At 50.0% G+C, this 25778-nt stretch carries 26 protein-coding genes and 1 pseudogene; 14 read left to right on the top strand and 13 right to left on the bottom strand.

The window, feature by feature from the left end; genetic code table 11:
• Both carA and H8K43_RS01295 read right to left on the bottom strand, forming a co-directional pair.
• Entirely contained in the window at positions 1–1155 is a 1155-nt protein-coding gene (gene carA, locus H8K43_RS01300) for a glutamine-hydrolyzing carbamoyl-phosphate synthase small subunit (RefSeq protein ID WP_186902514.1), read from the bottom strand.
• A gap of 276 nt (positions 1156–1431) precedes the next feature.
• The gene (locus H8K43_RS01295) at positions 1432–1842 is read right to left on the bottom strand and encodes a GlcG/HbpS family heme-binding protein (RefSeq protein ID WP_186902176.1); all 411 of its coding nucleotides are present in this window, start codon (positions 1840–1842) and stop codon (positions 1432–1434) included.
• 328 nt (positions 1843–2170) lie between these two features.
• Between H8K43_RS01295 and H8K43_RS01290 the strand changes: the two genes are divergently transcribed.
• A complete protein-coding gene (locus H8K43_RS01290) occupies positions 2171–2638 on the top strand; it encodes a C40 family peptidase (protein ID WP_408058470.1) in 468 nt (155 codons plus the stop codon).
• Positions 2639–2791: 153 nt separating this feature from the next.
• Here H8K43_RS01290 and H8K43_RS01285 read toward each other — a convergent pair whose 3' ends face one another.
• Complete coding sequence (locus H8K43_RS01285; RefSeq protein ID WP_230403609.1) at positions 2792–3736, bottom strand: patatin-like phospholipase family protein; 945 nt, start codon at positions 3734–3736, stop codon at positions 2792–2794.
• A 306-nt stretch (positions 3737–4042) separates the two neighbouring features.
• On the opposite strand from H8K43_RS01285, the gene H8K43_RS01280 reads away from it, so the two are divergent.
• The 3 genes from H8K43_RS01280 (at position 4043) to H8K43_RS01270 (ending at position 7552) form a co-directional block, all read left to right on the top strand.
• On the top strand, positions 4043–6145 hold the full coding sequence (locus H8K43_RS01280) for a bifunctional 2',3'-cyclic-nucleotide 2'-phosphodiesterase/3'-nucleotidase (protein WP_186902175.1): 2103 nt from the start codon (positions 4043–4045) through the stop codon (positions 6143–6145).
• Positions 6146–6377: 232 nt separating this feature from the next.
• Entirely contained in the window at positions 6378–7013 is a 636-nt protein-coding gene (locus H8K43_RS01275; protein WP_186902174.1) for a tetratricopeptide repeat protein, read from the top strand.
• A 281-nt stretch (positions 7014–7294) separates the two neighbouring features.
• Entirely contained in the window at positions 7295–7552 is a 258-nt protein-coding gene (locus tag H8K43_RS01270; RefSeq protein ID WP_186902173.1) for a GlsB/YeaQ/YmgE family stress response membrane protein, read from the top strand.
• A 194-nt stretch (positions 7553–7746) separates the two neighbouring features.
• Here H8K43_RS01270 and H8K43_RS01265 read toward each other — a convergent pair.
• Together H8K43_RS01265 and H8K43_RS01260 are read right to left on the bottom strand one after the other, a co-directional pair.
• Positions 7747–7917: pseudogene (locus tag H8K43_RS01265) on the bottom strand (zinc-dependent alcohol dehydrogenase); the annotation flags it as partial.
• 49 nt (positions 7918–7966) lie between these two features.
• Complete coding sequence (locus H8K43_RS01260; RefSeq protein ID WP_186902172.1) at positions 7967–8626, bottom strand: hypothetical protein; 660 nt, start codon at positions 8624–8626, stop codon at positions 7967–7969.
• Positions 8627–8877: 251 nt separating this feature from the next.
• Between H8K43_RS01260 and H8K43_RS01255 the strand changes: the two genes are divergently transcribed.
• The 6 genes from H8K43_RS01255 (at position 8878) to H8K43_RS01230 (ending at position 12323) form a co-directional block, all read left to right on the top strand.
• Positions 8878–9372, top strand: a complete 495-nt coding sequence (locus tag H8K43_RS01255) for a hypothetical protein (protein ID WP_186902171.1) — start codon at positions 8878–8880, stop codon at positions 9370–9372.
• Positions 9373–9459: 87 nt separating this feature from the next.
• Positions 9460–9774 (top strand): sll1863 family stress response protein, encoded by a 315-nt coding sequence (locus H8K43_RS01250; RefSeq protein WP_186902170.1) that lies wholly within the window; start codon positions 9460–9462, stop codon positions 9772–9774.
• Positions 9771–9923, top strand: coding sequence for a DUF3309 family protein (locus H8K43_RS01245; protein WP_186902169.1), 153 nt, complete (start codon positions 9771–9773; stop codon positions 9921–9923). The genes H8K43_RS01250 and H8K43_RS01245 overlap by 4 nt, the downstream gene beginning before the upstream one ends.
• 36 nt (positions 9924–9959) lie before the next feature.
• Positions 9960–10673, top strand: coding sequence for a Crp/Fnr family transcriptional regulator (locus tag H8K43_RS01240; RefSeq protein ID WP_186902168.1), 714 nt, complete (start codon positions 9960–9962; stop codon positions 10671–10673).
• A gap of 202 nt (positions 10674–10875) precedes the next feature.
• Positions 10876–11595, top strand: a complete 720-nt coding sequence (locus H8K43_RS01235) for a Crp/Fnr family transcriptional regulator (protein ID WP_186902167.1) — start codon at positions 10876–10878, stop codon at positions 11593–11595.
• 185 nt (positions 11596–11780) lie between these two features.
• Positions 11781–12323 carry a hypothetical protein gene (locus H8K43_RS01230; RefSeq protein ID WP_186902166.1) on the top strand — a complete coding sequence of 181 codons (543 nt, stop codon included), beginning with the start codon at positions 11781–11783 and terminating at the stop codon, positions 12321–12323.
• Positions 12324–12420: 97 nt separating this feature from the next.
• Here H8K43_RS01230 and H8K43_RS01225 read toward each other — a convergent pair whose 3' ends face one another.
• The 7 genes from H8K43_RS01225 to H8K43_RS01195 form a co-directional block, all read right to left on the bottom strand.
• A complete protein-coding gene (locus H8K43_RS01225; RefSeq protein ID WP_186902165.1) occupies positions 12421–13008 on the bottom strand; it encodes a TetR/AcrR family transcriptional regulator in 588 nt (195 codons plus the stop codon).
• A gap of 6 nt (positions 13009–13014) precedes the next feature.
• A complete protein-coding gene (locus H8K43_RS01220; protein ID WP_186902164.1) occupies positions 13015–13683 on the bottom strand; it encodes a cupin domain-containing protein in 669 nt (222 codons plus the stop codon).
• Between the two features lie 89 nt (positions 13684–13772).
• On the bottom strand, positions 13773–14879 hold the full coding sequence (locus tag H8K43_RS01215; RefSeq protein ID WP_186902163.1) for a flavin monoamine oxidase family protein: 1107 nt from the start codon (positions 14877–14879) through the stop codon (positions 13773–13775).
• Positions 14876–15592, bottom strand: coding sequence for an SDR family NAD(P)-dependent oxidoreductase (locus H8K43_RS01210; RefSeq protein ID WP_186902162.1), 717 nt, complete (start codon positions 15590–15592; stop codon positions 14876–14878). Before H8K43_RS01210 ends, H8K43_RS01215 begins: the two co-directional genes overlap by 4 nt.
• A gap of 79 nt (positions 15593–15671) precedes the next feature.
• Positions 15672–16136 (bottom strand): DUF4437 domain-containing protein, encoded by a 465-nt coding sequence (locus tag H8K43_RS01205; protein ID WP_186902161.1) that lies wholly within the window; start codon positions 16134–16136, stop codon positions 15672–15674.
• A 27-nt stretch (positions 16137–16163) separates the two neighbouring features.
• Positions 16164–17204: an SLAC1 family transporter gene (locus H8K43_RS01200; protein ID WP_186902160.1), complete on the bottom strand. Its 1041-nt coding sequence runs from the start codon at positions 17202–17204 to the stop codon at positions 16164–16166.
• A gap of 106 nt (positions 17205–17310) precedes the next feature.
• The gene (locus tag H8K43_RS01195; RefSeq protein ID WP_186902159.1) at positions 17311–18015 is read right to left on the bottom strand and encodes a type 1 glutamine amidotransferase domain-containing protein; all 705 of its coding nucleotides are present in this window, start codon (positions 18013–18015) and stop codon (positions 17311–17313) included.
• A gap of 937 nt (positions 18016–18952) precedes the next feature.
• On the opposite strand from H8K43_RS01195, the gene H8K43_RS01190 reads away from it, so the two are divergent.
• The 4 genes from H8K43_RS01190 to H8K43_RS01175 all read left to right on the top strand — a co-directional run bounded on the left by H8K43_RS01190 (position 18953) and on the right by H8K43_RS01175 (position 23702).
• A complete protein-coding gene (locus tag H8K43_RS01190) occupies positions 18953–19528 on the top strand; it encodes a hypothetical protein (protein WP_186902158.1) in 576 nt (191 codons plus the stop codon).
• Positions 19529–19776: 248 nt separating this feature from the next.
• Positions 19777–20055 carry a BufA2 family periplasmic bufferin-type metallophore gene (bufA2, locus tag H8K43_RS01185; RefSeq protein ID WP_186902157.1) on the top strand — a complete coding sequence of 93 codons (279 nt, stop codon included), beginning with the start codon at positions 19777–19779 and terminating at the stop codon, positions 20053–20055.
• A 91-nt stretch (positions 20056–20146) separates the two neighbouring features.
• Complete coding sequence (gene bufB / locus H8K43_RS01180) at positions 20147–21868, top strand: MNIO family bufferin maturase (RefSeq protein WP_186902156.1); 1722 nt, start codon at positions 20147–20149, stop codon at positions 21866–21868.
• A gap of 214 nt (positions 21869–22082) precedes the next feature.
• Positions 22083–23702, top strand: coding sequence for a sensor histidine kinase (locus H8K43_RS01175; protein ID WP_186902155.1), 1620 nt, complete (start codon positions 22083–22085; stop codon positions 23700–23702).
• A gap of 155 nt (positions 23703–23857) precedes the next feature.
• On the opposite strand, the gene H8K43_RS19060 is transcribed toward H8K43_RS01175, so the two are convergent.
• Positions 23858–25516, bottom strand: a complete 1659-nt coding sequence (locus H8K43_RS19060; protein WP_186902154.1) for a methyl-accepting chemotaxis protein — start codon at positions 25514–25516, stop codon at positions 23858–23860.
• Between the last annotated feature and the right edge of the window lie 262 nt (positions 25517–25778).

Raw genomic sequence — 25778 nt, 5'->3', positions numbered from 1 at the left:
TTATTCTCCTGTCTTTGCCGTGGCCATCAATTGTATGAAGCGATCAAACAGGTAGGCAATATCGTGCGGACCTGGTGATGCTTCCGGATGTCCCTGGAAGCAGAATGCGGGTTTATCGGTACGGGCAAAACCTTGCAGGGAGCCGTCAAACAGGGATACGTGTGTGACGCGGCAATTTGCAGGCAAGGAAGCTGCATCCACAGCAAAACCATGATTTTGCGAAGTAATCAGCACTTGTTTGCTATCGAGATCCTGTACCGGATGATTCGCACCATGGTGACCAAACTTCATCTTCAAGGTCTTGGCACCTGAAGCCAGCGCCATGATTTGATGGCCAAGGCAAATACCGAAAGTTGGTACACCTTTTTCTATCAGTTCTTTGGCTGCTGCAATCGCATAGTCGCAAGGCTCAGGATCGCCAGGACCATTCGACAGGAATACGCCATCCGGATTCAATGCCAGCACATCAGCAGCGGAGGACTGCGCAGGCAGCACAGTGACCTTACAACCACGTTCTGCGAGCATACGCAGGATATTGCGTTTCACGCCAAAATCAAATGCAACCACATGGAATTGCGGTGCGTTTTGCTGGCCATAACCTTGACCCAGGACCCATTCAGACTCAGTCCAGACATAAGACTGTTTGACTGAAACGACTTTCGCCAGATCCATGCCAGACAAGCCTGGGAAAGATTTTGCCAGTGCGATTGCTTTCTCAGCGTCAGCACCCACCAGTATCGCACCGCCCTGCGCACCTTTTTCACGCAAAATACGGGTCAGCTTGCGCGTATCAATACCGGCAATAGCGACTATGTTTTGGGATTTGAGGTAATCAGAAAGGGAGGATTCAGAGCGGAAATTGGAGACCAGCATAGGAAGGTCTTTAATGATCAGACCTGCTGCATGAATTTTTTCAGACTCGACGTCTTCAGCATTCACGCCGGTATTGCCAATATGGGGGTAAGTCAGGGTGACTATTTGGGAGCTGTAACTAGGATCAGTGAGGATTTCCTGATAACCGGTCATCGAGGTATTGAAAACAACTTCACCTATCGTATGACCTGCAGCACCAATAGAATAACCAGTAAAAATGGTTCCATCAGCAAGAGCAAGTATTGCGGTGTCCTGGCCGGAACGAAGAAGGGACTGCGGAATGGGCAGCAAGGGCAACTCCTGTATTGTTACCGCCGCTGCGATGCCCCAAATTGACGTTATCCCAGACCGGACTATCTATCCGTACGGCCTGAAAATAAGTATGGAGCAATGTGAATTTGGGTAGGCGCTACGGCGAGATTTCGGATTAGTTAAACCCTCGAATTATAGCCCGAAAACCGCCTTTTGCCAAGCCCAAAACCCCGAATTCACTGGCAAATCCTCAGTATCCACCGCTGCCTGGATGCTGCATCAAGGATGCGCGGCGAACTGCTGCACTCAGTTCAGACCCAGCGCAGCAATACCAGCGCGTGCGACCTGCGCATCTTCCGCTGACTTCACACCAGAAACGCCGACCGCTCCAACACAATAACCATCAACCATAATCGGCACCCCACCCTCAAGCATACCTTCGACCAGCGGTGCACTCAAAAAGGAGTAGCGTCCATTATTGATTAAGTCTTCATAGATTTTTGAATCACGCTTACCCATTGCCGCTGTCTTTGCCTTAGCAGGCGCCAGATGCGTGGAAATCGGTGCCACACCATCCAGACGCTGCAACCAGATCAAATGTCCGCCATCGTCCACAATAGCGATCACGACCGCCCAGCCATTTGAGATGGCTTCCTGTTCCGCAGCAGCTGCGATTTTTTTGACATCTTCTAAGACCAGATAAGGCTTGGATTGCATAAATTTCTCCTAAAAAATATGTGTTGATTGTAAGCCAAGTTGCAAACCAGCATCACTGTTTTTGCGATGAAAACAATTAAATTGATTTTCGCAAATACCCCGCCCAAATAGCGGACATGATGTCAGACCCAAGGGTACCGAGGCTCTCAACTTATATTTAAGCCTTAACAAGATATGAGCAGAAAAATCCAGCAAACGGTTTACATTGTTCAAAAACTGACTTAAAGTTGAGCGGTTTTTTTCAACAGGTGTAAAGATGCTAATAAACGTTTCCAGAATACTCAGAAATGCAAAATTAGTGCTCGTTGCGGCATGCCTGCAAACTTGTGTGATCAACGCCTCCATAGCGGCAGATACAACTTTCCCCGAATCCTCCACCGCCTACCTCAAATTACAAGAATTAAAACAAAGAGCCTCAGACCTGACAGTCAAGGCCATGGATTTCATCGGCATCCACTACAAGCGCGGTGGCAATACACCGGAAAATGGCCTGGATTGCAGTGGTTTTGTGCGCCTGGTATTTAAGGATGCACTTGGCGCTGAACTGCCTCGCACCTCCGCAGAAATCAGCCGTGTCGGCGAAAAAATTGAGCAGAAAGATCTGCAGCCCGGCGATCTTGTTTTTTACAATACCCTGCGTCGTGGTTTTTCGCATGTAGGCATTTACCTGGGTGACAATAAATTCATCCACTCGCCTTCGGCAGGTGGTCAGGTCAGGATAGAAAGTATGGATTTGGCTTACTGGAAAAAGCGCTTCAATGGCGCGCGCCGCATCAATGAAGATGAAGCGAAGTAACACAGCTGACTAAGCTCAACTCAGTTCAGCGCAGAAATGTGTTTAGAAAACTTAATGAAGCATACAAAAGAAAAGGGAGCCTGCGCTCCCTTTTTTCATTGTACCTCTCTGCACAAACGACTTGCTCCGACGGTTATGTAAAGTTCAGTCAACTCAGCGTTCCTGCATGGCTTTGAGTTTTTGCTTGATTTCTGGCATGGCTAACATCGCCGCTTTTTCGCCCGCCAGTATCGCCAGATTGCGGCCCGCGAAATCACTGCCTTTCATCGATGGCAAATCCGGACGTATCACTACATCCGCCTGTTTCAACTCAAACTGATTAATGCTTTGCCCCATGATACTGACCGTTTGAAGCAAGATGTCTATCGTTCCAGTGCCGCTTTGCCCATCGACTGCCTGAGAAATATTCACAGCAATCACCAGATCGGCACCCATGTCACGCGCAAACCGAACCGGCACCGGCGCCACCAGACCGCCATCCACATATTGCTTGTCATTGATGCGCACAGGCTGGAACACCGCCGGCACAGCAGACGATGCGCGTACCGCCGTACCGGTATTACCGCGCTGAAATAACACAGCCTGACCGGTTGCAAGGTCAGTTGCGACCGCACCGAAGGGCTTTTTCAAACGCTCAATCGGCGTTTGTCCGACCATGCGATTCACATAGGCTTGCAGCGCGTCTCCTTTGAGTACGCCACTGGATTTGGAAAACAAAGGCAGCGACCAGTCAGAGATCGTTGCCTCATCCATTTCCAGCGCCATCTTTTGCAAAGTGAATCCATTATTCCCGGCTGCATACATCGCACCTACGACACTACCCGCGCTGGTACCCACCACAACATCAGCAACGATGCCTTGTGACTCTAAAGCCTTAATCACACCAATATGCGCGAATCCGCGGGCCGCACCACCACCAAGGGCCAGGCCAATTTTGACCGGACGTACCACTTTCGGTGTTGTCACTGTGGCGACTGCTGGTACAACAGGCGTTTGCACTGGAGCAGAGGTGACGCAGGCACTCAATGCAAATGCCAGCATCGCGCAGCCCAGACCTGAAACAACCGTTTTACTTTGTATGGAAAAATTCAATTTCATCTCATCTTCAAAAAATAAACATGATTCCGGTGATCTGCACGACACATGACCTCAGCCGAAACGGCAATTATACGAGTATGCTGACAACAAAGACATCAACATCCCCGACTCTCAGTGTGGCAGACTCGCTTGAAAAGTAGCAAAATGCATTACAAGAAGTCATGCTACTGACACAATATTCACAGATAATCTGGCCGCCGACTGCGCGTGAGGCAATATTTGCATCAAAGTGAAAATAATTTAGCAAACGATTGCGTCTTAAAAAATTTAAAACGCAATCGTTTGCTTCCCTACTCCGGAGAAAATATGAAAAAAACTTATTGGGCCACATTGATCCCTGCCCTGTTTCCTGGCCTGATCCTGAGTGGCTGTGCCAACAATAATTCCAGCTCAGCTACTACTGAGGCTGAAACGATTCCTGAAGGAACGATCGTGAAGGTTTCTTTGCTGGAAACTACAGACTTACACCAGAATATCCTGAGCTATGATTACTACGGCTTGAAAGCCGACACCAGCATAGGACTGGAACGTACCGCCGCCCTGATTCAGTCAGCACGTGCTGAAAATCCGAATACAGTATTGCTGGATGATGGCGATGTGATTCAGGGTACTTTACTGGGTGACCAGCAAGCTGTCGCCGCCCCTGTCACCTGCGCCGGTACACTGGCGATACACAAAGCAATGAATGCCTTGAAATTCGATGGCGCCGGTGTTGGCAACCATGAATTCAATTATGGCTTGAATTTTCTGAGCCAGATCACTAATAAAGATTTTGGCATTGCTGGTGTAAATAAACCAAATAACTGTGGCTCGCCGGGCTTCCCGGTCGTGCTGTCCAACGTCGTTGGCGTCGCCAGCCAGCAGCCTATCTTCAATCCCTACTCCATCATCTATAAACGTTTTGTCGGCACTAAACCCGATGGCAGCAGCATGGTGGTTCCGGTTAATGTCGGCATCATTGGCTTTGTACCGCCACAGATTATGGATTGGGATCAAAAAAACCTGGCTGGTAAAGTGATGGTCAATGGCGTAGTCGAATCCGCTCAGAAATACGTGCCGGAAATGCGTTCCAAAGGTGCGGATCTGGTGGTTGCCTTGTCACATGGTGGTCTGGATGCATCACCCTACAGCCCAAAAATGGAAAACGGCAGCTATCATCTGACCACCACCGGCATCGATGCGCTGATGTTAGGCCATTCTCATTTAATTTTCCCGGCAGCCAAAGAAAAAAATGGCCCTAAACTTGATGCTTCCCTGGCAGCATTGCCGGCCGATAAAGTCGATACAATCAAGGGTTTAGTCAATGGTGTACCTGCGGTCATGGCACAAAGCTGGGGCCGCCGCCTCGGCATCATTCAGCTCACGCTCAAATACCAGTCGGGCAAATGGGTAGTGCAAAAAGATCTGACAAACGTGGAAGCGCGTGGATTTAAGTATAAGGACGGCGTCACGAATATTGATGCCGACGCGTCGATCGCACCGCTGGTTGATACCGAGCATAAAGCAACCCTCGCCTATGCGGCACAATCCCTGGGTACCAGCACCGATTTCGGCATGTCCGCCTTTTTCTCTCTGGTCGGCGATGTCAGCGCGATTCAGATCGTGAATCAGGCACAAATCGAGTATGTCAAAAACTTCATTGCCAATTCAACGGATCCCGTCATCGCCAGTTACAAAGCTATCCCGGTTATTTCATGCAGCGCGCCGTTTAAGGCAGGCCGTAATGGCGCTACCGATTTTACCGATGTCGCACCAACTGCTACTGTTGCCAATCCAGTGACTTTACAAGTCAGAAACCCTGGCGATCTTTACCTGTACGGCAATAACAATGTACAGGCAGTCAAAATCAAGGGCAGTGATTTGAAAAACTGGCTGGAAACCGCGGCTAAGCAATTCGCACAAATCAATCCTGCATTAAAGACTGAACAAGACCTGGTACCGGATTACTCGACCATCTACAACTATGACGTTTTCTATGCAGACAATAACGCACTGCGTTATCAGATCGATGTAACCAAGCCTGTTGGCAGCCGCATCAGCAATCTGCAATATGCGGGTAAAGCAGTGGCAGATAGTGATGATTTCATTGTCGCGACTAATGATTACCGCGCCAGTGGCGGTGGCAGTGTGCCGGGCATCGATGGCAGTAAAACCATCATCAAATCCCCGGATGCTAATCAGGCTGTGGTCAGTGATTTCGTGAAAAAGCAAGGCACTGTGACATTCGCCAAGAATGGCTCAGGCCGTAGCTGGAGCTTTGTCAAAGTCAGCACACAAGGTCCGGTCATTCTGCGCTCAGCACCTGGTAAATTCTCTGTTGCCGCTAACCTGGGTCTGCCACAGGTTGTGAGCGAAGGTGCACTGGATGCATCGGGCTACGCAAAGTATGCAATCGACTTGTCGAAGTAATTTCAGCCACAGCAGCGCTGTTGACGGCTGAGTAAAACCTAAAAAACTAAGTAATTCGCCAGTGGGTCTGCCAACTCTGTGCAATCTTTTTATGCGCAGATCCACTGGCACAATAGATGGATGATGAATGATGCGTAGATTCGCGATGACAGTTTTATCGGCAAGCCTGGTGACAAGCTTAGCTGCGTGTTCCGTCAGTCAGAGCAAAATTCCAGCCGCGGCGGAAATAGAAATGGCCGGCATGCAAGCTTTGCAGGGAAAGCAGGCTGAAGCGTTTCGTTATTTAGAAAAATGGGCCCAAGCTGGCGTCGTCAAAGCCCAGCGTGAGCTGGCCCTGGCGCGTTCTGCTGATCCGGCAAGCTATGCAGAAGCGCTGAAATGGCTGAAAGCTGCTGCACAGGCCGGCGACATTGAAGCGCAGTTTGCGCTGGCGGAAGCTAACTACAAAGCCCAGCTTGGAATCGAGAAGAATAATGCAGAAGCAAAAGTCTGGTATCAGGCAGCAGCACTGCAAAACAATGCCAAAGCCGCATTCATGCTGGCTCGTATGTCGAAATATGGCGAAGGCACACGGGCCAGTGCAGAAGGCTCAGTTGCCTGGCTATTGAAAGCCAGTGAACTCGGCCATGCGCAAGCGATGTTCTTGCTATCCAATGCCTACGAAAGCGGTGATGGCGTCAAACAAGATAAAGAAAAAGCCCGCGACTGGCTGGAACAATCCGCCGAAGGTGAATTTCCCCCGGCTATCCATGCACTGGCCCTGCTGTTAGAAACCGACAATACTCAGCATACCGACCGCCAGCGTGCCCGTCATTTATTAAAAGAAGCCTCAGACGAACGCCTGCTGCGCTGGAATCGTTCGCAATAAACCTCCAGCCAGCCTCCGATCAGTCCCCGACAAGCCCGCACTTTTCTCTCTCTGAGCAGCAAGCCGGTGCTGCCCCTCCCAAAAAAATCTGGATAATTTATAGCGCAAACAGACACAAAGTTTCCATACAAAACTAATTGCATTACATTTTGTAAATTCACATAAAAATAAAACAATTTTTCACAAAATCGCCCAGACGCTCCGCATTCAAGCACCCCAAAAATAGCTATTCTTCCCGCTCAGCTTCCGGCAATGGTGCCGGAAAAATTTAGGGAGTCGCTATGCAATATATCTGGATGTTTATCGTTGGTATTTTTACCGGACTGCTGGCTCGTTTTCTGATGCCGGGTGCGGATCACATGGGGTTACTCATGACTGGACTGATCGGTATCGCAGGTTCATTCATCGGTGGCATGATCAGCGGCCTGTTCAGTAAGCCAGCAGATGGCAGCTTACTGCATCCTGCCGGTCTGATCATGTCTGTGATCGGTGCCATGATCTTATTGTTTCTGGTCAGACACTTTCACTTATTGACATAAAACACGATGGCGCTGTTATAAAGACTAATAACAGCGCCATTCTAATCGTTCTCTAAGGCAGCCAGCTACGCTGGCTTAGAGCAGGAACATCCTTCTTGCATGCCTTGCTGGCTCTCCACCAGGTAATGCACACGTAGATTTTTGATCAATTCAAACCAGATCAAACTTATGCCTGCCACAGCCATTGCGATATCAGGCTTGATAGCCCAGTCACCATGCGCCGCATGCAGGTCAGTGTGACCAACACCGCAGGCCTCTGTTTTGACCAATATCTGACCCGCGCCAGGTACGGGTATCGGTAATTGTTGTATCACCAGTGGTTGACTAAATTGTTCTGCCACCGCTGCCTGCATGTGATTTTGCATGATGGGCTCCCAGATAAAGCTTGGATATTCGAAACGGGGGATTAAGTGATCAGGTGGTTTCAACCGAGCCATCACGGAAAACACGCAAGAATTCAACCTGATCTTTCATCGCATCGGCCTTACGCTCATTTTCATTAAGCGATTCAATCATATCCAGATGTCCGCGCTCGTCATAACGGAAATGGGTGATTTTTGCATCCTTGGGATCGAAGCCAAATTTGGCGGAATAACGGCAATGCAAGTCGCCAAGAAATACATCTTTAAATTGCAAAAAATAGACGGTGTCATACCAGCCTACATGCAGCACGACATCATCATGTCCATTGCGAATAATGGCTTGCCAATCCCAGGCTGGTTGTACACGCAAACGTATCATCATGTCGGAGGTATTGATCTCCTTAAGACACTTTTCCACTTGATCTTTGTCATTGAAATGCATTTCAACACGTGTCAGATGAGTGGGTGCCACATCAAAGTTGACTGGTGTTCCCAAACTGACCAATTCATAGCCGGGAAAGTCTTTCAATGAAAGATTAACCAGCTTTAGCAGCGTCACATCTTTGCAAACCCTGTCGGTTTTACCGTAAGTATCTGTCAGGTATTGAGGGATATATCCAGTCTTAGACCGGACCAGCACGTCTTCTGTAGTGATGGAGGCGGATATGATCACGTGTTTGCCCTCGGCATCAATATGTTTTTTACTACTCATTTTTCAGACTCCTCGTTTTCGACAACGCAGCAACTTTCCTGCGTCTTTATGCGGTCAGCACAGTCAATACCAACTGGCCGCGAAGCACCAGCTTTATCTTTTACAGAAATTGAATCTGTCCGATAACGAACAAAACAAGGGGATGACGTCAGATTTTCTGATGACTAAATTGTGTTCCATGTGTGGCGGCGCACAGTCTGGGATGCTACTTGTCCGCACACTCTGCACGGTCTTAACGAAGAAAGGCCGAAATGAAAACCATCCCTCAAGCAAAACAGCAAGCTCTGTGTAAATTCACTGTGCAGCAGGCAAGCGTTGAATACCCTGATGGTATTCAGCAGTCGGAATCACCTGATGAATTGCAGCAAGAGATCACTGCATTAAGTCAATTTGAGATGTCGGATTACCCGGCAAAACATCTGATCGTGCTCAGCGCATGCGCGGTCGGCGCCTGCTCCGGCCTGGTACTTTCAGCGCTAGCCAGGATGTATTTCAACGCAACGGACTTAGTTCTGCCAGTGCTGCATGCGGCTGTCTTTGGTGTGCTGTCCGGCGCGATCACCGGCATGCTGACCGGCGGCTCGCTGGGACTTGCACTGCATAGTCTGGCAATGCGCCGCTTTGAATACACGCTGAGCAGCGAAACCGGGTGCAAGAACGAAGACGACAGCTTCAGTAGGGAATTCGGTTCGGTGGATCAGATACAGCAATGGAAACGAGCGCAAGGGCAATATAGCCAGATCTGATACAGCGTAGTCATGAGCACCGAAATCCAACCTAAGGCAACACTTTTAGCCACCCACTAGCTCAGGCCAGAGCACCAGGAGAAAGCCATGAAACGCCGCGACGAATATGTATTAAAGATGCAGGAAAAACTGGACCATCTCAACCAAATGATCACTGAATTCGAAGATCAGGCCGAAAAGAAAGCGCAACTGGTGCAAGTCAAATTCCTCGAAGAAAAAAGCAAACTGAACGCACAAGCTGAGCAGATACATGACAAGCTCAATGAAATGCGCGTCGCAACCGAAGCAGGCTGGGAGCAATTGGCAGATGGCACAGAGGCGCTGCACCATGCCTTGGTGGCTTCACTGCACTACTTCAAAACGGAATTAAAATCTCACCAAGCAACGAAAGAGGAAAAATGATGGGCATCCTGCTACTGGTCTTATTGCTGCTGCTTCTGGGCACAGTCCCGATCTGGCCTCACAGCCGCCAATGGGGTTATCGGCCCAGTGGGCTCGTGAGCGTCATTTTAATTATTCTGATTTTCATGGCACTCAGCGATCGTCTGTAGTTCGCCAGCACATCCTTACTCATGTGGGTCACAGCTATGCAATCCTCCATCAAAAACCGGCTACTGAAGACGCTTCCCCAACATGAGTTAATACGTATCACCGCGCAGGCTGAACTGAAAAAACTGGAGCCCGGTGAAATGATTTATGAAAGCGGTCAAATGGAACGTTATGCCTACTTTCCAACAACAGCGATCATTGCTTTGATGTATAGCAACAAAGGGCCAGCGTTTTCTGAAGTCATCACTATCGGGGCCGAAGGCATGCTGGGTATCTCACTGGTACTGGCCGATAACATCGCTCCGTGTTCGGCCCAGGTGCAATGCTGCGGCTATGCCTACCGTATTCCCGGCGACCGGCTGAAGCATGAATTCCATCGTCAAGGTGCTTTGATGCACTTACTATTGCACTACACACAAACCCTGATTATGCAGCTGGCACAACTCTCCATCTGCACTATCCATCACAGTTTACTTCAGCAATTATGCCGCTATCTGCTGGAAAACAGCCGCCACAGCGGATCTTCAGAACAATTAGTGACGCAACAATACATGGCCACTACCCTGGGCACACGGCGGGAGCGGGTGACTGCCATCGCCGGGTATTTACAGCGCTCAGGGCTAATCGAATACAGCCGTGGCAAACTGACCATCACCGATCAGCCTGGTTTGGAAAAACTAGCCTGTGATTGCCATCGTATCATCCAAAATGAATATGAACGCTTAACGATAGCCATCAGGCATAGGAGCTAAGCTCTGAATCCCAGGCCCAGGCCGAGCGCAACCGGCATTGTGAATAAGCTGAGTACACATGAAATTCTTGTCCTATGTGCGTTAACCAACATATAAATCGCCAGGTTAGTTGCATAATACGACAGGCTCCTTTCCGTTCATTTTCTGATTTCATGGAGGCGTTCACTTTAAATCAGAAGCTAGCCTGAGCCTGAGGAAAACCATGAAAACACTGAGTGACATCCAAAAAAATCACTTATTGGCTTGCATACCTACAGCCATATTGGAAACCTTGCTGCCGAAGCTGGATTACTTTGACATGACGCTGGGGCGGGTGCTCTACGAATCTGGGGGAACTCAGAATTTTGTGTATTTTCCCATTACTTCTATCGTTTCGCTGTTGTATGTACTGGAGGACGGCGGCTCAGCAGAAATAGCCGTGGTCGGTAATGAAGGCGTGGTGGGCATCTCTTTATTTATGGGGGGAGAGACCACGCCCAGCCGTGCCGTGGTCCAAAGTGCAGGCTATGGTTATCGTTTGCCAGCCAGTTGTATCAAAGAAGCATTCAATAAAGCGGGTCCGGTGCAACATCTGTTGTTAAGGTATACGCAAGCCCTGATTACGCAGATGGCACAGACTGCTGTCTGCAACCGTCACCACACATTGGATAAGCAATTATGCCGCTGGCTATTACTCAGTCTGGATCGCTTGTCCAGCGTGAATCTGAATATGACGCAAGAACTGATTGCCAACATGCTGGGCGTCAGGCGTGAGGGGGTGACTGAAGCTGCATTGAAATTACAGACTGCAGGCCTGATACGCTATAGCCGTGGCCACATCACCGTAATTGACCGTCCGGGCTTAGAAAAGCGTACCTGTGAATGCTATATGGTCGTCAAAAAAGAATATGAGCGGCTACTGCCACGCCGGATCGCTACCTGAACCACCCTGCTTTGCTTATGCCGTCTTAACTTGAAAGCACAAACGACTACCTGAGTAAAGCTGGCATTTAGGCTTAGCCAAAAAAACCTTGACAGCGGTACCCACCGAAGTTATCCTACCTACTAGTCGGGCTGCATCAATTCACCCTGAACAGTACACTAAGCTGAACGAAGAATGGGATATTTATGAACAATTTAATGGAAAGCTACCGCACACGTATCACGGCAATTCACACGCAATTGCAACAAGTTGCTGCACTGACTTTGCTCGACATACAAGCGGAACAAACGCTGGTCGCGACTGCAAAGCCGGAAACAATGCTCTTGCAGCTGGAGATCGGTGCAGAACGTTCCGCCCGGGAACTGCTACGCCATACGCCGCCACGACGCAGTGAATTTGAAATGGCGATAGAACCTATCGAGGACGAAATCATAAGTAAGCACCGTTTGATCGACAAGAACAGTGTGTTAGTCACTGATAATCCTGAATTGAAAGCTATTGCACTGCTTGCAGGTATTCCGGACAGCAAACACATGCTGTTGCCTATCGATGTGATGGAGCGTGTATTCAGCCGCTTGGCTGCAGTAATACAAGGAAAACCGGCCAGTGCTGAGGGTATACCTGAAGGCAATGCCTTTGCCATGCGTTTGCTGATACTGCGCGAATTCATGCACCATCTGCAATTTGACAGCATCCACATATTTACAAATTCAGCTGTTGCGCCATAAGCGAAGTCGGGCATCACTCAGATACCCGGCTTTGCGTAGGGTCTGTATAGTCGCCTATACAAATCCCTACAAACTTATGTGACGATTCACTGCGTAATTAATTGACGGTCAGAGTTTTCAGGAAATGATCGGCAACAATGGCGGGCCCACTTGCTTTTTGCATGCCACGGCCGACCACCATCGCCCCTTCGAGCAATGAGAGATAAGTCTCAGCAATGCTTTGCGGGCTGAGCTTAGACGTCAGTTGACCGGCACGCTGACCATCATCAGCAATCTGCGTCAGCCAGTCCAGATTCGCATCGAAAAACCGTTGCACCTCATGATTCACAATCTCGGGCAAAGAACTGGACTCGGCGCCCAGCATGCCACAAACGCATAAATGCTTGTCTGTGCTAAACGTTTTTTCAAACAATGCGGCATAGGCGGACAAGCGTTCAGCAGCCTTGACGCTGCTCCCTTCTATCTGCAGCAATAGCTCTTTAAACCGATGTGTATAACGTTGTGCGACGACGGCTGCCAGCTCGCTTTTGGTTGCAAAGTGATGATGTATGCTGGGCTTTTTAATACCGACCAGCCGGGCTACGTCGTCATAAGAAAATCCGTTATAGCCACGTGCCTGGATCAGCCCTTCGGCTGCATCCACCACACGCTCGGCAGTCGCCGAAATTTCTGAAAAATGTTTCATAGAATTTTAAGGGTTATCTGTCGCTGACAAGTGTCCGATTTTAACCAGAATCAGACAACCTTGTTCGCTGTAAGGTGTGTGTGTACTTAAATGAGGACTTCTGATCCAGGTTCCGGCCGGATAATCTCCGGACTCATCCTGAAATACGCCTTCCAGTACGAAGATCTCTTCCCCACCGAAATGACGGTGTGGTTTGAATTGGGTGCCAGGTGCCCAACGTACCAAGGCAGTATGCGTCGTTTCAAATTCAGACAAAGGCAAGACCGACAGACCGGGGACAGTACCAGCATGCCAGGCAGCGGTCGTGGTATCGATCACGGTACGTATCAAGTCCCGCTTATCCATATGACGCAATTTAACCAGAATAGTGCAGCCATTCACCGTGTACGGCGTGTGTCTGGAGCCAGGAGGATTCTTAACGTAGGTACCTGGCCCGTAGCTGCCGTATTCATCGTTAAAGTCGCCTTCCAGCACCAGAAACTCCTCGCCCAGCTCATGGTCGTGGCTGAAAAACTGCATACCAGCGGCGTATCTGACCAGGCTGGTGGCACGTGCGACCTCTTCCCCGTCACGTTCAATCAGCTTACGCTGTACGCCGTTGACCGGGGAGTCGACCCAGGGCAGAAGCGCAGTTTGCACTACTGCACGAATAGAAAGATCAGCATGTAATTTCATAATAAGTCAATTATACCAAGTAATCGGTAGTTATATAGATTAAAAAAAAACGGCGCTTTTTGCACCCGGACAACTCTTCATCGACAGTTTTAAACGATCACGGTCTGGGTATAGTTCATGTTTTTGATGAGCAGTTGAGCGACTGCATTTTCGGCCGATTCCAGCGCTCCCTCCAAAAATCCACCATGGGTAGGCGCAAATTCTGCACCCGCCAGGAATAAGCGATTTTGCCAGGGAGCCGGCAATTCCGGGCTCTGGTAGACCGGATGTGAACGCAAAGCCGTGGCATCTAATGGCGTCGCCGTCCATACATCCGCTGTCCAATCCTTAAGGTAGGTGGCGCTTGGCTTTAAGGCTGCCTCACCATAAATGCGTGCCAGTTGCTGTAAAGCCAGATTGCTCAGTTGTTGCTCACCCAGTCTGGCGCGCTGAAAAATGGACAAGCCGATAAAACCAAATAAGGCATAAGTGCTGTCAGAAGCATCATGCATCTCGCTCAGCGGCCCGATTTCACTCATCGCATCGCCTGACAATCCGGCCTCACGCCAAAATGGCTGCGCATAGCAAGCGACAAATTTAGCATGCGGCGCCATCCAGGTTGGCGTATGTTTCCAGGCGCTGACCGTCGTGGCTGGCCAGGGTGGGTCAGCATTGACAGATTGTGCCAACAACCTTGGCGGTATGGTACTGATTACCTCCGCAGCAGTCAGCTGAGCAGAAATTCCGTGTTGATCCAGTGTCAGAACAATGCTGGCATCCTCTTGCAAGTGCATGGCAGTGACAGAGGAGTTGAGCAACACAGAGACATCATGCAAGCCGCTGCTCAGGTATTGAATCAAGGCTGCCATCCCTCCGCGCACGCGCTTCGAGTCGACGGCATAACGCGGATCTTTTTTTTGCTGAAATACCTCACCGTTACGCAACTCTATCGTATCGGCACCCGTCTGATATTGCGGAAAAGTCGCGATACCCGATTCCCGTATCAAAGCATTGATACGGGGATTCCATTGTGGCCAGAACCAGGTCGGCCCAAGATCACAGCATGCTGCTGACTCATCACTTTTCCCTGATAGCACACGCCCGCCAAGACGGTCACGCGCTTCGACCAGGATCACTTCTCGCCCTGCTGCAGAGAGCTGGCGTGCTGCGTATAAGCCACTAAGGCCAGCACCAATAATCACGACAGGCTGATTCATGACCGTACTCCCTGTTGCTGTCTTGTGTCTTGTGGCCGTATATCAATTTCCTGAGACCACACACTGGGCGCCTGATGAAACAGTTGAAAATACTGGTCTGCCAGTGCATCCGGATCTATCATGCTGGCGGGCCTGGCATCAGCAAACCGGATCGCTGTTTTTTCTGTCCGTATCAGGCCATCGATCACGATATGGGCTGCATGTATGCCGTCCTGTCCATGTTCGCGCGCCAAGGCCTGCACCAGGCCGCGTAAGGCAAATTTAGCTGAACTGAATGCGGCAAATCCTGCTCCAGCACGCAAGCTTCCGGAGGCTCCTGAAAACAGCATACTGCCACCACCTTGCTGTATCAGACGGGGTACCGCCTGTTGTGTCAGATTAAAAGCAGTCAAGACCATGGAACGCCAGACCGACTCCATCTGCTGTGTTGAAGTCTCCAGCAATGGCAGGCGTAAAAATTCCATCGCATTATGGATCACACCGGCTAAAGGCGCGGATGTCTGATCCAGTCTGGCAAATAATTCTGCACTTGCTTCGGCATCAGTCAGATCGCAATGTATTGTTGCCCCATGCTGACGTGCTACGGTAATGATTTCATAACCCGCTTGTGCAAAGCGGCGTTCCAGAGCGCTGCCTAAGCCTGCGCTGTAACCTGCGATCAGGATACTGCGCGGCTTATCGGCAAGCGTCTGCTCAGTTTTTTTTGTGTCCATGATATGTCTGCCATCAATGAAGATTGGTATCCGGATGTCGGGAAATCTGCTGCATTCTTCCCGACATCCTGACTGATAGTTACTGCTGAACAGCGAAGTCCCTTGGTCCGTCAAATGTAATAAACCAGACGCACTCGTTACTCTCACATGCATCACCATGCACCTGACCCGCCGGCTGGTACCAGTAACTGCCCGGCCCCATTTTCGGTGCAGATTTCTGACTGCCTTTTTCATCCCAGTGTTTCATGATGCCTTTAATCACGACCAGCTGATAATTCGCAGTATGCGTATGCAGAGGAAAAGCACCACGCCCCATTTTCATTACGATCGAAGACGGCTGGGTTTCGGGAATGCCCTTGACCGGTGAAATCTGCGGATTGCCTGGCACTTTTTCAGAGAATTGCAATTGCTCAAACGGCTTGATCAACATGTCGCCGGATGCAGCAGTTGCGGCACTGGCTGTTGTCATGACTAAGGCACCCATGAGTGCAGTGACTAATTTTTTGGCTGCTGAAGTTGTTGTAACTCTAGTTAAGACCGACATCATTTACTCCTTTAAGAAGATACAAATTTAATGAGATTTTTGTTGAGGAACGTAGTGCACGAACACCACAAATTTGCGCTGCCAGATCAGGCAGGCCGTGCCGGATAAGAGGCTCAGAATCACCACGCTTGCTATCGTGAGCAATCCATACGACAACATGCGCATCAGCTCAGTTTGTGTATGTTCTGCGATACGTAAAGCGAGATTGGCCAAGGCTGCAATACCAAAGCTGAATGACCAGTAAGACAGAGCAAACGCCTGGTGCAAAACCCAAGGCAGCAGCCGCAGTAACAAAGCAAACTGATATAAGCCATAGCCCAGTAACATCAGCGCGAACATGTCTGCGTTTTCCGGGCGCAGGCTGGTGTACGTCAACCCTGCCACGACCGCCGGTGCCATCTGTATGCCCAGCAATGGCCGTTGTTCACTCGCGATAGGTGCATGCAGTGCGGCCCGGCTGACTATCATGGATTCCAATGCCAGCCAGGAGAAAAAACCGGCCCCGAACAACAGACTGCCTAACTCTTGCCATCCGTATGCAGTTACCGCTAAGTCCGCCACGAAATTCTGCGCAACCGCTGGCAGATAAATGGCAGCAGAGATACTGTCTGGCACCCTGCCGCCCTTCCAGAATCGTCCATAAATCCAGAAACCCAACAAGGTTTGCCATGCCAATGCAAACAACAGAATCGGCAAACCCAGCGTTCTGGACCACGGTTGCACCACGATGGCTGCCAGCAGACTGGAAATTGGCCCCAGTGCTGCTAAAGAAGATTGCAAAGGATGCTGCATTTCCTGTTTAGCCAAATCGGTACGGAACAGCCATTTACCGACATATGCGAGCAACAGCACGGACCAGATAGCAAGCCCGATTGCACCCAGATAGGCAGAGAACGCCCAAGGAAAGCGGATTCCGCGCTCAGCGACACGCCAGGTCTGGCTAAATGCCAAAGTACCCACCGCCATACCGAAATATGCGACCGGTAAAGTAGGAACCTGCTCACTTGTTTCAACACGGATGTTCAGCGAAGTCTGCTTGTGCTGTTCAGGCTGCTGGCTGGTATGCATGATGCGTCCTCTGTCAGATCAATCTGGATTGTGGTATCTGCCCGAATCCCGGAACATGGTCGAAACCAAGATCCGGGATCAGTCTTACTGTGAGTCAGTGATGCGCTTAAGCTTTCAGACGCTCAGCCAGTGCCTGTGCCAAAGGTGCCGCAGAAGCCGGGCTCTGGCCAGTCATCAACGGGCCATCCACTACCACGTTAGGCTCCCAGTTCGCCTTGCTCACATAGTTCGCACCACGGTTTTTCAGCTCATCTTCCAGCGAGAACAGCAAGTGCTTGTCGAGCTCAATTTCCGCATCTTCGGCGTTTTTGAAGCCAGTCAGACTCACACCCTTCACCAGGTACTCGCCATTGTCTTTCTTCACATCACGCAGAATCGCCGGTGCGTGGCAGACCATCGCGATAGGACGTTGTTCAGCATGGAATTCCTTGATCATCTTGATCAAATGCGAATCCGATGCCAGATCCCACAGCAGGCCATAACCACCCGGAACAAACAGCGCATCGAAGCCGTCGTAATCGATATTGCGCAATTTGCGGGTATTGCGGGCGGCATACAGCGCGACCGGATCTTTCAGGAAGCGTTCTGTGTATTCCGTGGTGAAAGGAACCTTATGGCTGAGCAGATCGATAGGCGCTTCGCCACCTTCAGGAGATGCCAGCACCACTTCATAGCCAGCTTCTGTCAGGATGTAATAAGGTGCGGCCAGTTCAGTGAACCAGGTACCGGTATGCTTACCGCTGATGCCCATTTCGTCGAGTGAGCTCATCACCAGCAGTACACGCTTTTGTTTGTTTCCAGTTGCTTTCATGGTATTTCCTTTTGAAAATTGAAATAATTAAGAGCAGAAGTCAGTAACAGCTCGCCACAAGACCTTGCTTTACCAACTAATCGGTCGATTCTATAATAAAAAAATTTCGCGTTATCGAAATACTTGTTTCACCGCAAGCTAATCTGAGCTTGAGCCTGAACTATCACCCGATTCAGACTATCAATTTGTCTGACAGAACGGCTAAACAGCGCAGGATTTGCCCAGAAGGACAGGCGATACACAACACAAACACAGTACAAATACAGCCCGATGACAGCCAGAGTGCAGCCCACATCTAAGCAATATGCATTTCTTTAATACGCATTACTTTTCATTAGCCATTCGTCCGACTAGTTGGTAGGCATAATAATCCCGGAATTTATGCTTGTCAAGCTGCTTTATGTATAAAAAACTCGTATGGGTAACACGCAAGCTTGGTGCCAGGCATGCAGATTCCCAGAGACTATCCGGCTGCCAGGCCTACGTCGCTTGCCAGCCTTTTCCCTCTTGCATTTCCAGTTCAGCTAAAACAAATACGCTCGGATCTGGCAGTGCGCTGCAAACTTATGCTGATGAAGCAGGTTGGCAAACGCCCGGCCTTCAAGCTGCCTTTTTCTTATAACCAGAATGGAAAGGCCGGCTTTCGCTCTGAAGGCTTATGCCAACACAAACTATGCAGGCGATCTCTTTTCTGTCTGACTGAAAACAAACAACACAGATTTCTAATTGCCTTCATCCTGCCAGGCGCACACGCTTTACCGTTGGCATACATAAATAAATTTTATACGGAAACACTGTTACTTTAAACTTAATCCAATAAACAACATAACGCGGTTTACCCTTTGACTTGCACATACGATCAGGTTAGCTTCTAAAGCGGCAGCCTCTCTCCAGTTAAGGTTGCAACTCATAACAGAAATTCTTTAGGAGACATGAAATGAATATCCTGCAAAACGCCGCTCTGTTGCTGATTACTTCGACCGCATTTTCCTGCGCATACGCGCAAACTACTACAGACGAGACCAGCGCTGGCTCTGGAATCGGCAGCTACTGCATCAAGGACAGAACGAACAAAGGTATCGTCAAGAATTTATGGTTCGAATATGCAGAAGGCACACTCATGAATGGTGTACCAAGACGCATGTGCCAAATCACTAATGGAGATAACATGGGTTTGGTCGATGCCGGGATATTCTTTTCCAAGGATCCGTCGATAGCCGCAACCTACTTATCGCGTGGTGTCGCAGTAGAGAAATTGCCGCCCTTTGATCCAAACAAATGGGCAACGCCCAGCCATCAATTCTGCGCCTTGCTGAACGGTATAGAAATGAGTGCAAGTGGCGGCTGGGTGACCAGCAAGCATGGCGCGCAGAACGATCTTTGCACATTTGCGGACGGATCGGCACTCAGCATCTACACCTTGATTTACACCTCTATGGATCGCAAATTCCTGGGCATCGTAAGCAAAATCAAAGCAACTCCTTTGAATATCAATTTGCCCTACTCGCGCTAATTTTTGATCGCTCAGCTGTTTGAGGTGGACTTGTTCCTGTGCTGTTACTATCAAGGCCACCTCTGGACTTCTCAACTTCTCCAAAGAAAGGTTTGTGTTCCATATCCGGAAAAATGCTTTAAAAATCTTATTTGAAATTTTTCTCACATATTTTTATTTTGGGTGTAAGTAACTGCCGCCTGGCGCGACTAAAGAAGCAGTAAGTGATGGCATGGTGCCGTTGCTACTGACTATTTTAGGAGACTCACATGTCCGTTAAGACCTCTTCCGCTTTCTTGCTCGCTGCCACTGCCTTCGCTTTAGCCGGTGTTGCCGGCGCCGCTGATGCACCTAAGGGCGCATCAGGCAAAGCTATAGCTGCCAACGACACCGTGCATTGCTACAACATCCACGACTGCAAAGGAAACAGCGATTGTAAAACTGCTGAACATGCGTGCAAGGGTCAAAATGAATGCAAAGGTCATGGCTTTAAAGCGGTCAGCGCTAAAGCTTGCTTCGACAAAAAAGGCGTAATCGGCGATCTCTGATCACCATTTTCCCAGTCTTTTCCAGCGTTTTTAGCGTTTCCCGGATCTGGCTGCAACGCCAGATCCATCTTTAACTTTTATTCTCTCCGCTATGTCCAACACCCGCACTTTGCCTGGCACTGGCCCACAACGCAGCTCACCTGGTTTTGGACTGGGTTTGCGCACTGTGCACTATCAGGATTTCCTTGCCAGCTTGCAGCCGGTCGACTGGCTGGAGGTGATTACCGATAATTTTCTGGTGGCGGGTGGTAAGCCACTGATGATGCTGGAACGCTTCCGCCAAGATTATCCTATTGCCTTACACGGGGTGGCGATGTCGATTGGCGCCGCACATGGACTGAATACGGATTACCTGAAAAAAGTACGGCAGCTGGCTGAACGCATAGAAGCACTTTGGGTGTCTGACCATCTGTGCTGGACCGGCACCGCCACACATGCCTTACACGATCTGTATCCCCTGCCCTATACCGAAGAAGCGGCTCAACTTGTCATCAGCCATATTCACCAGGCGCAGGACGTATTGCAAAGACGCTTAGTCGTCGAAAACGTCTCCAGCTATCTGCGTTTTCCGGCTTCGGGTCGCACAGAGTGGGAGTTTCTGAGCTATGTCGCCAATGAAGCCGATTGCGAATTACTGGTCGATGTCAACAATATCTACGTCAGCAGCGTCAACCACGGCTTTGATGCGCTGGCCTATCTGCAGGCCCTGCCCGCTGATCGGGTGCGTCAGATCCATCTGGCCGGACATTCCATGAATGGCGACTTCATCATCGATACCCATGACCACCCTATCCGTGATGAAGTGTTTGCACTGTACGCACAAGCGTGCGTGTTGTTTGGGCCTACTGCGACCATGATAGAAAGAGATGATCACATCCCGCCGCTGCCTGAGCTGCTGGCTGAGTTGCAGCGGGTGCGCGATATCGCAGCCAGCAGCACATCGCAGCCGCTGGCTGACGCAAATCGTCCCAAGCTAGCCACTGGCATACAGTTCAGCGATACACCAGTCCAGCATGTACATGCTGTGCAGACTGCCCTCGCCATCACGCAAAGCCTGCTGAGCGAGCTGGTTCTGGCACCAGTCTGCATCGCGAGCCATCAGGAGCTGCCCCGTCTGTTAGATGCAGGTGGCCCTTTGCCCGGTCATCGTGGGCTGGAAATTTATCACAATGCCTACCGTGCGCGTTTGAGCGAAGTATTGGCCGATCATTTCCCTAAAACCCTGCTGTATGTAGGCAGCGAGCACTTTGACGAGCTGGCGCGTGCATATGCAGAACAACATCCGCCACGGGGTGAACATTTAGGCCGTTACGGTGAGCATTTTGCGGCGCATCTGGCCTTGTGCTATCCGGAACATCCGGTGCTGTACGAATTAGCCGAACTGGAATGGGCTTTACGCTCAGTGTTTGATGCGGCAGATCATTCCGCCTGGGACAGTAGCGCCATCCTGGCTGGTGGCGCAGACAGCTGCCTGCAGCAATGGCCGATATTGCATCCCACCTTGCGCTTTTTGAGTCAGTACTCGAATGCCCTGCAGATCTGGCGCGCGATCGCAGATGACCGCGAAGTGCCTGAGGCCAGCTATAGTGAACAGCCGCTCAGCCTTGCAGTATGGCGTAAAGGCTTACAGCCGCACTTTTGCAGCCTGGAGCCGCAAGAAGCACATTTCCTGAAGGCGCTGCAACAACCCGGCCTGAGCATAGCGCGTTATGCAGAACAAGCTGGCAACGTCAGCGATCCGGCGCAGTTGGGTTCGTGCTTGCAGCAATGCTGGGAACAGGAATTTTTCCTGCGCACGAATGTCAAAAATTAGCTAATCCACCCTGTTTCAACATATCTGCATAGGCCCGAGTTGCTCAGCTCTGCCTCTGCACCCATACGCCCAAGCGCGCCTGAACTGGTGGTACAGGCACAACTTAACATGCATGCTTTCGACCTTGCTCAAACAGAAGATTGCAAGTCTGCACTATACTGTACCAAGTAATTGCATCTAGGAATGTTCTACATTTCTTACTACCTCTTGATACATGATTATCAAACTGAGTCGCTTCTTCCACTCCCTGATCGGTTATTTTGCGATAACTGCAGCCTTATCCTTTTCTTTGCTGATAGCGGGCGTCTTTTACGACGGCAACCGCACCCTGAAAACAGCCGTTTTGGAAAACGTACTCTCCGGTATCAGCCAGACTTCACAGATACTGAATATGACAGTATCGACCTATGTACTCAAAAACGATCTGAATACCGTGAAGATCTTTTTCAGTGAAATGCTCAATGAACATGCGGAAAATGGTTTGATCTATGTCGTCATTGGGGACGCACATGGCACTTTATTACTCAGCACACTGGCTGCGGGTGAAAAGTTAGCAGAGCCCACATCAGAAACCGGCTTCGAACAGGCTGCGCTGAAAACAGGCGAAGTCCATGTACGCAATCCCTTGCTCCTGGCGCACAGGGAAATCGGTTTCCTGCAATATGGCATTTCCACCAAAAGCCTGATCGATGCTACCGCCAGGGAACAACAACAGTCTTTGTTACGCACCAGTGCCATCATGCTGGCCACCTTGCTGGTGATCTTACTGCTGGGCTGGCGTATTTCGCACCGTCTCAAAGAGATGGCGCTGGCCAGTCAGGCTATCGTCGCCGGTAACTATGAACAGAAAATCGATATTTCAGGACGGGATGAGTTAGCCGCGTTGGGTAATGACTTTAATCTCATGGCATTTGAGATTAATAAAAAAATCAAAGAGATCACCGTCTTAAATCAAACCCTGGAACTCAGGGTGGCACAACGTACGGCGGAACTGGAATCATCGAATCGCCTGCTGTCGGATAATTTACAGCATTTGAAAAACACCCAGACACAGCTGGTGAATTCAGAAAAATTATCGAGCTTAGGCTCACTGGTGGCGGGCGTTGCGCATGAACTTAACACGCCGATAGGCAATGCCTTAACCGTGGCAACAGCGATGACGGATAAGGTACAGCTAACCCAACAAGCCTTCGAAGCGGGACAACTCAAAAAATCTTTACTGGAAAGCCACTTCAATACCCTCAATGAAGCGGGCTATTTACTGACCACAAATATTTTGCGTGCATCCGATCTGATCATGAGCTTTAAGACCATTGCGGTTGATCAGACCAGCGAATTACGCAGAAAATTCGATTTAAAAAAACTGATAGCGGAACTGGAGCTGACTTTACGTGTGCAACTCAAACACAGCAAAGTCAGCCTGGACACTGAGGTCGCAGATCAGATACAGCTGGACAGCTTTCCCGGGCCACTGACCCAAGTCATCTTCAATCTGTTCAACAATGCGCTGTTACATGCATTTGAAGACGGCAAGCCCGGCGTGATACGTATCAGCGCAAGCTTACACGGGGCCACACAAAGCCATGTCTTAATCAGCTTTTCTGACAATGGATCTGGCATACCGGCGCAACATCTGAGCAAAATTTTTGACCCATTTTTCACCACTAAATTCGGGCAAGGCGGCTCAGGTCTGGGTTTGCATATCTGCCACAATTTGGTGGAGGCGATTTTGGGCGGCAGGCTAAGTGTGTTCTCTGAACCAGGACAAGGTGCACGTTTCGACATCCTGATCCCACTGCGCGCGCCTGAGCACGCAAGAAAAGCTGAGGGTTAACACGACAACTGCTCAGACCGAACGGCGACGCCATCTGCATCAGACCAGCAGCGCATGAAAAAGCCCCGCTGATAGCGGGGCTGATATCAACTGCCGTTAAGGGTTAGCCGAATCGCCCAGCCCTAGCTGCGGGACAAATCCGTCCTGGGAATGCCTCAGGTCGACAGCCTGAGTTGCGCACCGGCTTTTCGCAGAGAAGGCTTAGCCTGAGTGGCGTGAATACGTGTGGCAGAACGGGCAGTCGCCACAGGTGCAGCAGCCAGATTCTGTGCGCCATCGATGATAAATGTGCTCACAACCCGAGCCAAAGCGCTGGCCTGTTCCTGCATCGCACCTGCCGCAGCCGCAGCCTCTTCCACCAGGGCGGCGTTCTTTTGTGTCACATTATCCATTTCAGTGACAGCGATATTAATCTGAGAAATACCTGTCGTTTGCTCTTGTGTTGCGGCTGCAATTTCAGCCACCACATCCGTCATACGCTTGACGCTGACTACGACCTCATTCATGGTGCTACCAGCGCGCTCCACCAGGCGGCTGCCAGCATCCACTTTTTCCACAGAATCACTGATTAAGGCTTTGATTTCCTTGGCCGCACTGGCACTGCGCTGTGCGAGATTACGCACTTCTGAAGCAACCACAGCAAAGCCGCGGCCCTGCTCACCAGCGCGCGCTGCTTCGACTGCCGCATTCAAGGCCAGGATATTGGTTTGAAAGGCGATGCCATCTATCACACTGATGATGTCCACAATTTTGCGTGAGGATTCATTGATTGACGTCATGGTATCGACTACTTCCGACACCACCGCACCACCCCTGCCAGCCACTTCCGATGCAGTTTTCGCCAGGCTACTGGCTTGACGCGCATTATCCGCATTTTGCTCAACTGTAGAAGTCAGTTCCTCCATCGACGAGGCAGTTTCCTCCAGTGAGCCGGCCTGCTGTTCTGTACGCGAAGACAAGTCCATATTTCCGCTGGCGATTTGGGTTGAAGCAGCAGAGATCGATTCCGTCCCGGCACGCACCTGACTGACTATGCTTTGCAACGAAACCGTCATCTCTTTCAATGCCTGCAACAACTCACCAACTTCATCCTGGGAATTGACCTCAATCTGGCCGGTCAAATCACCCACAGCGACGGTCTGTGCAATCTTGACTGCAGCGCCAATTGGCTGTGTGATTGAGCGGGAAATTAACCAGCCAAACAGGCCACCCGTCAGCACAGCGAGCGTGGTGAGCACCAGCATGACAAGCCGTGCAGCCTTATAATTTTCTACTGCCGACTCTTCGTCTTGCTTATTTTTTTGTCGCTGTAATTCGCCGAATTGGTGCATCGCTTCCTGCCAGTGATTATTGGCTGGCACCACCTCCTTCAACAGAAACTGCACTGCAGCGTCTTTATCCGTCTTCGCTAATTCGATGAATTTTTCGTTCAGCGCGCGTGCCGCAAGCTGGAACTCTTTGATCCTGGCGACGTGCCCCTTGCCAGCCTCGTCTAAGGGCATTTTTTCCAGGGCGTCGAAAGCCTCATTGTAAGTCTTGCGTACGTCGAGAATTTTTTGTCGCTGTACATTGGCGGCATTCTCATCAGATAACAAAGCGATGGTCCGTATCACGCGCGACACCACATGCACAGAGTTCTCCATTTTTTCCAGATAAGCCAATTTTTTGACATTCACCTCGACAATGTGGTGCAGAGCGGCATCGCTTTTTGCCATGCTGTAGATGCCCATTGCAGCGACACTAACCAGCAGCAACAGGATGAATCCAAAGCCTAGCCCCAGACGTGGGCCAATTTTAAGGTTTGAGATCTTCATTTGCAGACTCCTCACATGACAGATAAACCGCAATGCCAGAAACGACCAAAATGACGCTGACACGGGGAAAGCAACACAAATCAGATACTGCTCAATGTCTTTTTCATATCGAAAACTTTGCATTACACAGTGTTACAGAGTAGGTAAGCATCCGATATAAAGCAAGTTAAGTTCAAGAATCCCGGGTAAAGAATTGCTTGAACTGGCGCGATGTGACTTATTACTTTCCATGAAGAAACAATATCAGCAGATATCACAGATA

The sequence above is a fragment of the Cognatundibacterium curvum genome (assembly GCF_014284235.1).
Lineage (GTDB): Bacteria > Pseudomonadota > Gammaproteobacteria > Burkholderiales > Burkholderiaceae_D > Undibacterium > Undibacterium curvum.
The sequence above is the reverse complement of the archived record's forward strand: the minus strand, read 5'-3'. Positions and strand labels throughout refer to the sequence as shown.